The 9,061-nt window shown below is 73.9% G+C and carries 11 protein-coding genes; 6 read left to right on the forward strand and 5 right to left on the reverse strand.

What is annotated here, in order from left to right:
- Positions 1 to 137 precede the first annotated feature (137 nt).
- The 3 genes from E2E34_RS26685 (at position 138) to E2E34_RS35660 (ending at position 1,384) form a co-directional block, all read left to right on the forward strand.
- A complete protein-coding gene (locus tag E2E34_RS26685; protein ID WP_244316137.1) occupies positions 138 to 470 on the forward strand; it encodes a hypothetical protein in 333 nt (110 codons plus the stop codon).
- Between the two features lie 190 nt (positions 471 to 660).
- The gene (locus E2E34_RS26690; protein WP_244316139.1) at positions 661 to 1,062 is read left to right on the forward strand and encodes a DUF4234 domain-containing protein; all 402 of its coding nucleotides are present in this window, start codon (positions 661 to 663) and stop codon (positions 1,060 to 1,062) included.
- 145 nt (positions 1,063 to 1,207) lie between these two features.
- Complete coding sequence (locus E2E34_RS35660; protein WP_167518396.1) at positions 1,208 to 1,384, forward strand: hypothetical protein; 177 nt, start codon at positions 1,208 to 1,210, stop codon at positions 1,382 to 1,384.
- A 37-nt stretch (positions 1,385 to 1,421) separates the two neighbouring features.
- Here E2E34_RS35660 and E2E34_RS26695 read toward each other — a convergent pair whose 3' ends face one another.
- Positions 1,422 to 1,763, reverse strand: coding sequence for a hypothetical protein (locus tag E2E34_RS26695; protein ID WP_138904469.1), 342 nt, complete (start codon positions 1,761 to 1,763; stop codon positions 1,422 to 1,424).
- 121 nt (positions 1,764 to 1,884) lie between these two features.
- On the opposite strand from E2E34_RS26695, the gene E2E34_RS26700 reads away from it, so the two are divergent.
- The 3 genes from E2E34_RS26700 (at position 1,885) to E2E34_RS26710 (ending at position 3,840) form a co-directional block, all read left to right on the forward strand.
- Positions 1,885 to 2,808, forward strand: coding sequence for a MurR/RpiR family transcriptional regulator (locus tag E2E34_RS26700; protein WP_167518397.1), 924 nt, complete (start codon positions 1,885 to 1,887; stop codon positions 2,806 to 2,808).
- A gap of 325 nt (positions 2,809 to 3,133) precedes the next feature.
- Positions 3,134 to 3,529: a hypothetical protein gene (locus E2E34_RS26705; protein ID WP_138904471.1), complete on the forward strand. Its 396-nt coding sequence runs from the start codon at positions 3,134 to 3,136 to the stop codon at positions 3,527 to 3,529.
- A gap of 65 nt (positions 3,530 to 3,594) precedes the next feature.
- The gene (locus E2E34_RS26710; RefSeq protein WP_138904472.1) at positions 3,595 to 3,840 is read left to right on the forward strand and encodes a DUF2277 domain-containing protein; all 246 of its coding nucleotides are present in this window, start codon (positions 3,595 to 3,597) and stop codon (positions 3,838 to 3,840) included.
- A 4-nt stretch (positions 3,841 to 3,844) separates the two neighbouring features.
- On the opposite strand, the gene E2E34_RS26715 is transcribed toward E2E34_RS26710, so the two are convergent.
- The 4 genes from E2E34_RS26715 to E2E34_RS26730 form a co-directional block, all read right to left on the reverse strand.
- Positions 3,845 to 4,495: a DedA family protein gene (locus tag E2E34_RS26715; RefSeq protein WP_244316141.1), complete on the reverse strand. Its 651-nt coding sequence runs from the start codon at positions 4,493 to 4,495 to the stop codon at positions 3,845 to 3,847.
- Positions 4,496 to 4,739: 244 nt separating this feature from the next.
- The gene (locus E2E34_RS26720; protein ID WP_138904473.1) at positions 4,740 to 6,647 is read right to left on the reverse strand and encodes an FAD/NAD(P)-binding protein; all 1,908 of its coding nucleotides are present in this window, start codon (positions 6,645 to 6,647) and stop codon (positions 4,740 to 4,742) included.
- 158 nt (positions 6,648 to 6,805) lie between these two features.
- Positions 6,806 to 8,503, reverse strand: coding sequence for an alkaline phosphatase D family protein (locus tag E2E34_RS26725; protein ID WP_138904474.1), 1,698 nt, complete (start codon positions 8,501 to 8,503; stop codon positions 6,806 to 6,808).
- Positions 8,504 to 8,592: 89 nt separating this feature from the next.
- The coding region (locus tag E2E34_RS26730; protein WP_138904475.1) for an HNH endonuclease family protein at positions 8,593 to 9,061 on the reverse strand (469 nt) is incomplete at its 5' end.

Below are 9,061 nucleotides of genomic sequence, written 5' to 3' on the forward strand. Positions count from 1 at the left end.
GGGTTGTCGGTAGGGTCGGGGCATGGCTTCTTGTCCGGTGCATGCCGCGTAGGGCTCCGCGCGGGAGGAGGGCCCGGGGCGACGCGGTGAGTACGTTGCTCGTCGGCGCGTGTCCCGGGCCGCCCGTGTGTGCTGCCGTGCACACGTACCTCTTCGTCGACGGCCTCGACGTGATCGCGCGCAGCGACAGCAGAATGGCCGGCCTCCATCCGAGGCGACTGCTCCGCCCGGGCGGCCCCCTCTTCCCGGCGGACATGCCGCGCACGGTGGACCTGGCAGCCCAGGAGCACCCCGAGCCGGGGCCCGGCAGGTTGGCCGTCCGGGTGCGGCTGCGGGGTGAGGCGGTCGTGTGGTCCGGCCTGACGTATCCGGGCCTCGACGGCGGGCCCGTCGAGGAGGTTCGCTTCCGGCCGGCGCAGTACCTGGGCGAGATCGCGCGAGCGTACGCGGCGTTGAAGGAGGTGCCCTGACCACCGTCGCGGGCGACGAGGCCGAGGGGCGGCCCCGGGGCAGCGGTTGCCGTCGGTGATCAGCACCGCTTCCTGCGCGCCGGCCCGCCCGTGCGCCGGCCCAAGACCGAGTCGGTGTGCGCGGCGCGCGTGGTGCGGGTGGGCGTGTTGGACTGGAGAGGGGATGCACTGGATGCACGGGAGGTGCGTCGTGGCAGGTAGCGCCGGGAAGTACCGGAACATCTTTCTCGTCTGGCTGGTCTGGCCGCTCATCACGCTCGGGATCTACCACCTGGTCTGGTACTACAAGGTGAACCGTGAGGCCCGCGACTTCGACCAGCGGGTCGAGGTCAGCCCGGCGGGGGCCCTGCTGGCCATCACGGTGGGCTGGCTGGTGATCGTTCCGCCGTTCGTCTCCGTCTACAACACCGGTCAGCGCATCGCGCGGATGCAGAAGTCGGCCGGTATGCAGCCCACCTGCAGTCCGTGGATCGGGCTCATCCTCATGATCGTCGCCGGCCTGTACTCGCTCTACTACCAGCACGAGCTGAACCAGGTCTGGGCCCACTACAAGAACCCGGCCGAGGGGGAGCAGGTGCCGCTCGCCGCATGAGCCGCCCGCCGGGGCCGTGCGCCCCCGGCCACCCGGTTCCGGCAGCCGTGCCCCGGCCCGTGGAGCGGTGCGCCTTCCGGCGGCGGCGTACGGCGCGTGACCCTGGACCGGTCCGTACGACAGCCGAGACCAGGGGTGGGGAATCATGGCTCGTACGCAGTCCAGGTGCGGTGCGCCGACCACGAAGGGCACCCGGTGCCGACGACTGGCGATGGTCGACGCGTCGCGGTGCGATCTGCACCGCGGCGACTGGTCCTCCTACACCGTCCAGAGGCGCAAGGACGCCGAGCGCGAAGCGAAGGCGCGCTGGGGGCGCGGGTGACGCCTGTGAGCGGAGAGGGAGAGCGGTACGGGCGTGGTCAGCGCGGCGACCGGCTGACGCCGGTGCACGCGACGAGGGACTCGCCGTCCTCGTCCAGGAAGAGCAGGTACGTCCACGAGCGGTCGGCCGCGTCGACCCGGCCGAGGCGGACCGGGGCTCCGTGGCCACGGAGCCGCTCGACCGCCCGTTCCAGGTCCAGCGTCCGCCGGCCGGTGCGGCGGGTGTGCCGCAGGCGGCGGGCGTAGGTACCGGCGAGATCCTCGCAGGGGACGCTGCCGTCCCACACCGTGTACGCACCGCCCTCCAGCACGGCGGCCCGCGCGGCGGTCGCGGCGCGCGTGCCGTCGGTGAGCAGGCCGGCGAGCGCCTCGGGTTCCATGGGTGCCTCCGCCCGTGATTCTGCGGCGTGCCGGGCCGGTGCGGCAAGCGCATCGGCCGAGGCCGCCCGCTCGGGGGGTGGGTTATGTTGAGCGTCAGTGGGACGAGAGGGAGGCACGCCGGTGCCATCAAGGCAGCAGGCACGCGCGCAGGCGTCCGCGATCACGCCGGGACTGCGGGCTCCGGAAGCGGAGGCGTCTCCCACGGACCGGGTCCGGGCGCTTTTCGGCGGCCATCGGCTGTCCCCCGCGCAGCGGCGCATCGCCCAGTACATCGTCGACCACCTCACCGAGGCCGCGTTCCTGTCGATCACGGACCTGGCGGAGCGCGTCGGGGTCAGCCAGCCCTCGGTGACCCGGTTCGCGTCCTCGCTCGGCTTCAGCGGGTACCCGGCGCTCCGGGAGGCCCTGCAGCCCATCGCGCTCAGCTCGGTCGCCGTGTCTCCCGAGGTGCGGGAGGAGGTCCGCCGCAACGAGCTGCAGGCGGCCGTCGACGCCGAGATCGAGAACCTGGAGAGCCTGCGGCGTACGCTCGCCGACCCCGGCCGGGTCCTCGACGTCGGCCGGGAGCTGGCCCGTTCGGTGCCCCTGACGGTGCTGGGTCTGCGGATCTCGGTCTCCCTGGCGGAGTATTTCGCCTACGCGGCCCGGCGCATCCATCCCGACGTACGGTTGGTCACGCGCGGCGGCAGCGTCGCCTACGACGCGCTGCTCCAGTCCCGGGAGGCGGGCGGCACCTGGGTGGTGGCGTTCGCGATGCCCCGGCACGCCAACGAGACGCTGGCGGCGATGCAGGCCGCCCGCAGTACGGGGCTGCGCGTCGCGCTGATCACCGACCTGACGCTCGGCTCGCTCGTCGACGAGGCCGACGTGGCTCTCACGGCCGGCACCGGATCGCGCCTCGTCTTCGACTCCTACTCGGCTCCGGGGGTGCTGTCCGCCGCCGTGCTCCAGGCGATGGCCGACGCCGACCCGGTCCGTACGCAGTCGCGGCTCGAAGGGTACGAGCAGGTCGCGGAGCAGCACGACTTCTTCCTCGGGGACTGAGCCGCCCGGCGCCGGGCAGGCGGCCGGTGGTTACGCAGCGCGGTCTTTCACACCACGCAGGGTATGAATTTTTTCATACCCTTGCGTACTCGGCGGTATATATGTTTACTGCGGATGGCCGTCAGGGCCCCCGTGCATCACACAACTGGACATTCACGGACGGCGCACTCCTCCTCACGCCGCCCTCGGGTGTTCCACGGCACTCCGCTTTCCTCGGCGGAGGGCCCCCCTTGGCGGTCCCGGTCTACCCCTGGGCCGGGACCGCCACATACGTACCGCGGCACCCCGCGATCAGAGCCCGCCCCCACCCGCCGGAGCGACGACGATGTCTCCCACCCTCGCAACGATCAGCCCGGACTGGCCGTGTCAGGTCAAGGCCCCCGGCAGTCACGACTGGGAGCGCACCGCGGCCCGCTGGCTGAGGGACCTGCTGCCGGCCCGGTACGCGGGGTACTCGACGCTCACCCGCCACCCCGTTCTGCTCGCCCGGCACGCGCAGCTCCAGGTCGAGCACGAGATCCGCGCGGTGCGGGTCGCGCTGCGGACCTGCCGGGCCGAACTGCCGACCATCGGCGTCTCCGAGACGGTCATCGAAGGCACCATCAAGATGTACGCCGCCGAGCTGGAGCAGCTCAACCGCCTCGCGCGCGCCGTCCGCCTCATCACCGAGGCGCTCCTCGGCGGGGGCGGCGGCACCGGGCGGGGATGGCCCGGGCGCTGACGGGCCGCGGTTTTCCGGCCGTCACGGCCGTGCCAAGGACGGGCTCGCGGAGTTACGGTCGAGTCATGTGCCGCAGCATCAAGACGCTCCGCCCGCCCGTCCTCCCCGAAGAGGCCACCGCAGAGGACATCCACGCGGCCGCCTTGCAGTACGTCCGCAAGGTCTCCGGCTTCCGGGCGCCCGCCGCCCACAACCGTGAGGTCTTCGACGAGGCCGTCGACGAAGTGGCCGAGGCGACCCGCAAGCTGCTCGCCGGGCTCGAAGTGCGGGGAGCGGGCGGGGCCCGGACCGCGCGAGAAGCGGCCCGGTAGCGGGCTAGAGCGCCGCGGACGCCTCCGCCGGCGCGGGCGCCGGGGCCGGACGGCGTACGAACAGGGCCGCCAGGGACCCCGCCGCGAACAGCGCCAGCAGCGAGACCGCCGCGCCCAGCCACGACGCGCCCAGCCACTGCCCGCCGAGGTAGCCGAGGCCCACGCTGTACCCGGCCCACGCCACGCCGGCCAGGGCGGACCAGGGCAGGAACTCCTTCACCTTGCGGTGCGCGGCCCCCGCGCCGAGGGAGACCACGGAGCGGCCCGCCGGAGCGAAGCGGGCGATGACGACGAGGATGCCGCCGCCCCGGCTGAGGGCGGCGCCGAGACGTTCCTGCGCGGTCGTCAGGCGGCGGGAGCGGGCGATGGCCCGGTGGAGGCGTTCGCCGCCGCGCCAGGCCAGCCGGTAGGCGACGAAGTCACCCAGTACGGAGGCGGTCGTCGCGCACGCCAGCAGTGCGAGGATGTCGGGCACCTGGTGGGCCACCTGGCCCGCCGTCGCGACGGTGGTGGTGCCCGCGGCGGCGGCCGTCGCGGCCGTGATCACCAGAACGCCGCTGGGGAGGACCGGCAGGAAGACGTCCATGACCACGCAGAACGCGACCACCGCGTAGATCCATGGGCTGCCGGTCAGCGCCCCCACACTTTCGAACAACGTGACTCCCCGGTTCGTGACAACGCCGCGACGTCGCAGGGGAGCGGCAGGGGCGGCTGTACAGCCATACAGCGTACGCCTGCCACCGCGGCGGAGATCGCCGGGGGCATGACGATGTTGGACATGTCACGTGCGACGCACATACGGGAATACGGGCGGGAATACGGCCGGGAACGCGGCCCGCGTCACCGCCGCGAACGGGCCGGGAGTCCGCCCCGACGCGCGCATCGTGCGGGCCGGCCGCTCAGCCCGGTGTCCGGTGCGCGGGCGGGGAGCTGAGGACCGCGGTCGTACCCAGGGCCGTCGCCGCGCGCAGCGCCGCGCGCGCCACCGCGTCCGCGTCCGCCAGCGTCACCGAGTCCACGCCGGGCCGGGCGCCCGCCGCCGTCACCCAGTGCACGCCCTCCGTGGGCACCCCGAACGCGAACCGCCGCGGATGGGCCTTCCCCTGACGGTCGATCAGGCGGTACGGGCGGCGGGTGACGTCCAGGCCGCCCGTCTCGTACCCGTCGACCGTGTGCGGGCGGCACTGGCCGGTCTTCAGCAGCCGGGCGAGGAGTTCGTCCGCCGTGCGCCGCAGGTCGGGCTCCGGCAGCCGGGCCTCGACGAGGGTGGTGGCCGCGATCTCGGAGCCGGGGACGTCGGGGGACCGGGCGACGAAGGCGCCGCGGGCCGTCTCCACCGTGGTGCGCGGGCCTATGACGTCGAGTACGCCCGCCTCGATCAGCGCGGTCATCTCCTCGATCCTGCGGCGCGGCGGCCCGATCGAGAGGAAGGCGTTCAGCGGCGTGTACCAGCGGTCGAGGTGGTCGCGGCGCGACGCGCCCGGCAGGCCGGCGTGGTCCACGATCTGCCGCAGCTCGTTGCGCAGATCGCGCAGTACGTCGAGGGCCGCCTTGCGGGGACCGGCGACATTGCCGAGCGCCGCGTGGGCCGCGTCGCGCCGCAGGTGGCGCAGCAGCCAGGCGCGGTGGTCCGCCGGGTCGCGGAAGGTGTGCCCGGTGTGCGGCCGGGCGGTCAGGTCCCAGCACCAGCGCTCGTCGTGCGGTACGCCGAACTCGTCCAGTACGGCGGCCTCCTGGGCGCCGCCGTGCGCGGTGGCGAGGAAACGCCCGCGGAAACCGGTGCCCCGCGCGGCGGCGCCGAGCAGCACCCCGTAGTAGACCGTCTCCACCTCCTTGGCGACCAGCGGCCATATCTCCGCCAGGAAGTCGGGCGGATCACCGGCGTCCGCGCGGGCGCGGAAGGCCGCGATCACGCGCGGGGTGAGGAGCAGCGGCTCGTGCCTGCCGTACGGGCCCTTCGCGTTGTCGCCGCGCGCCTGGTGCGGTACGCCGCGCCGCGATCCCGCGTACAGGCGCGGCTCGCGGCCCGACGGGTGGTAGACGAGGCCGCCGCCGGCGGCGCGGGTGAAGGCGCCGCCGCGCCCCGCCGTGAGCAGCGCCATGTGGTCGAAGAAGTTGAGGCCCAGGCCGCGCAGCAGGACCGGTTCGCCGGGAGCGAGGGCGGACAGGTCGAGGTCGGCCGGGTTCGCCGGGGGCAGGTGGCGCAGGCCGTGGCGGGCGGCGTGCGCGGAGAGGCGCGACTGGGCGGGGTCCTCGTGCACCGGCAGATGGCCCTGGGCGAGGACGACCGCGCCCAGGCCGGTGAGGGTCTCGCCGTTGTCGAGGGTGAGGGTCTGGGCGCCGCCGGGGGCGTCCTGGAGGCGCACGGCGCGCGCCGCGTGCACCCGCACGGTGACCGACTCGGGGGCCCCGCGCACCACTCGGCCAAAGACCCACTCCAGGTAGCGGCCGTAGCGGGCGCGGGTCGGGTAGTCGTCGGGGCCGAGCGCCGCCTCGCCGGGCGGGGTCGCGCCGCTCCGGGAGGCGGCCCACTCGTACAGGCTCGGCCCCGGGCGTATCGGGCCCTCGCAGGCGACGCTCGGGTCGGTGAAGAGCGTGACCTGGGAGGCGACCGTGTTCATCAGCAGTTCGGCGGACTGCCCGGTGCGCCAGACCTGGCCCGCTCCCGGCGGCGCCGGGTCGACGACGTGCACGGTCAGCCGGGTGTCCGGGGCCAGCGCGGACACCGAGGCGCAGAGCCGTTCGAGCACGCTGGTGCCGCGGGGTCCGGCGCCCACGACGGCTAGGGCTTGGTGCACTGCGGACAAAGCGGTGACTCCCGGGGCGAGCGTGGTGGGGGGCGCTGGAAGCGGAGGGTCCGCATCATCATGCCGGTGGAGTGCGACAAGTCGTAGCCCTGTCGGGCAGGATCCCCGCCGCTGTGGGAAGGATCACGGGAGGGCCGGGGGCCGGCCACGCGGCCGCCTCACCGGCGGGCCGTCCGGGTCGTCTCCGCGTCCGTCAGTTCCCGCTCCAGTACGGTCGTCAGCGCCGTGCCCCCGCCCTTTCGCGCCCGCGCCTGGTCCAGTCGCAGCACCGCCGACCGGCCGCGCAGGGACAGGGACATCAGCTGGTTGCCGAACCACGGCCCCGACGTCTTGCGCCAGCCGATGCGCGGCTCGCCGACCCGGCCGTGCCGGGCCAGGAAGCGGCCGAGACGGTGGCCCGTGGCGCTCCACCCGAAGCGGAAGCCGAGCCGTATCGAGGCGGGGATGCTGTTGTGCACGGGGGAGCAGGTCAGCTGGAGCACCCGCGCCGCCGGGCCGCCACCGCCGTGCCATTCCGGTTCGGCGACGTAGGCGTGGTGCACGTCGCCGGACAGGACGCAGACCGTCGCCGGCGCCGACGGTCCCGAACCCGCCTCCGCGATGAGGTCCGTGAGCTGCTCGAAGGACGAGGGGAACGCCGCCCAGTGCTCCAGGTCCGACCTTCGGCGCAGGTCCTCGCCGAAGCGCGCCCAGCGCCCGTCGGGCCCGCCCCGCTCGCCCCGGCACAGCGCCGCGTTCCAGCCCTCCGCGTCGTGGATGAGCGGCGGCAGCAGCCACGGCAGCGAGGTGCCGATCAGCAGGTGGTCGTACGACCCCGGGTCCTCCAGCGCCTGGTCGCGCAGCCACCGCGCCTCGGCGTCGTCGAGCATCGCCCGCCGGTCCTCCGCCAGGACCCGGGCCGCCCGCGTGTCGACCATGAGCAGCCGCACCCGTCCGAAGTCGCGCCGGTAGCTCCAGCGCACGCAGGCCGGGTCGCTGTCGGCCCGCGCCGCGAACGCGCGCAGGCTGTCCGTGCCGTCGGGGGCCGCCCGTACGGCCGCGAACAGTTCGTCCGCCGCCAGCTCGGCCGGTGTGAGGTTGCCCAGGTGCTGATAGACCCAGTACGACATCAGGCCGCTGAGGATCCGCTCCCGCCACCAGGGCGTGGCCCGCATCTGCGCCACCCACGACGCGCTGGTGTTCCAGTCGTCTATCACGTCGTGGTCGTCGAAGATCATGCAACTGGGGACGGTGGACAGCAGCCAGCGTATGTGCGGGTCCAGCCAGGACTCGTAGTACAGCCGGGTGTACTCCTCGTAGTCCGCGACCTCGGCGCCCGGCGGCTCGCGCAGATCGCGCCGCGCGGCCAGCCACTCGCGCGTCGCCTGCGAGGTCTCGTCGGCGTACACCTGGTCGCCGAGCAGCAGCAGTACGTCGGGCCGCCTGGCCGAGGGATCGGCCGCCAGGCCCGCCGCGAGCGTGTCCAGGGCGTCCGGGCCCACCGGGTCGTGCTCGCCCTCGGCCGGGGCGGCCCACCGGCAGGAGCCGAAGGAGACGCGCACCTCCTCGTCCGGTCCGGCGGGGGTGCGGATGGTGCTCGGCGGGAAGCCGGAGTCCTCCGGCGGCCACACCCGCCGCCCGTCGAGCAGCACCTCGTACGCCGTCTCCGAGCCGGGGCGCAGCCCGGTCACGGTGACCATCGCGTAGTGGTGCCCGGCGATCTGGAACGTACGGGACGACCCGCCCGCACCGCCCGCGCCGTCGTCGCAGCGCACCTCCGCCGTGCAGGGCCGGTCCGCCTCGATCCAGACGGTCGCGGTGTCACCGGCCTCGCGGTCGACGTACCGCAGCAGTGGTCCCAGCCGAAGCCCGGCCATAAGTCGTCCTCCTCAGTCGCCCCGTAGGGTACGGAACGACGGAGGCGGACGGGTAGGTTCCCGCGGTGTGACGCGGGTCCGGTCCCTGGTCAGCAGTTGTTGAGGACGCCCTGGAGCGCGCTCTTCTCGGCGGAGTCCACGGTCAGGTTCCAGTGGTGCTTCACGTGCACCCACATCCGGGCGTACGTGCAGCGGTACGCGGTGCGCGACGGCATCCACTCCGCCGGGTCCAGGTCGCTCTTGGCCTGGTTCACGTTGTCGGTGACGGCGATGAGCTGCGGGCGGCTCAGGTCGTTGGCGAACGCCTGCCGCTGGGCGGTGGTCCAGCCGCTCGCCCCGGAGCGCCATGCCTCGGCGAGCGCCACGACGTGGTCGATGTCGAGGTCGGAGGCGGCCGTCCAGGTGGCGCCGTCGTACTCGGAGTACCAGCTTCCGCTGACGGCGGCGCAGGCGGAGTCCTGCTGGACGTTGGTGCCGTCGCGCTTGAGGACGACCTCGCGCGTGTTGCACGCGCCCGACTGGGTGATCCAGTGCGGGAACTGTCTCTTATGCACATCT

Origin of the sequence: Streptomyces albidochromogenes (assembly GCF_005981925.1) — a bacterium.
Classification (GTDB): domain Bacteria; phylum Actinomycetota; class Actinomycetes; order Streptomycetales; family Streptomycetaceae; genus Streptomyces; species Streptomyces albidochromogenes.

Coding starts and splice junctions, on each gene's coding strand:
- E2E34_RS35660 (WP_167518396.1), top strand. CDS start 1,208: ATGGCTCGTACGCAGTCCAGGTGCGGTGCGCCGACCACGAAGGGCACC.
- E2E34_RS26695 (WP_138904469.1), bottom strand. CDS start 1,763: ATGGAACCCGAGGCGCTCGCCGGCCTGCTCACCGACGGCACGCGCGCC.
- E2E34_RS26705 (WP_138904471.1), top strand. CDS start 3,134: ATGTCTCCCACCCTCGCAACGATCAGCCCGGACTGGCCGTGTCAGGTC.
- E2E34_RS26710 (WP_138904472.1), top strand. CDS start 3,595: ATGTGCCGCAGCATCAAGACGCTCCGCCCGCCCGTCCTCCCCGAAGAG.
- E2E34_RS26725 (WP_138904474.1), bottom strand. CDS start 8,503: ATGGCCGGGCTTCGGCTGGGACCACTGCTGCGGTACGTCGACCGCGAG.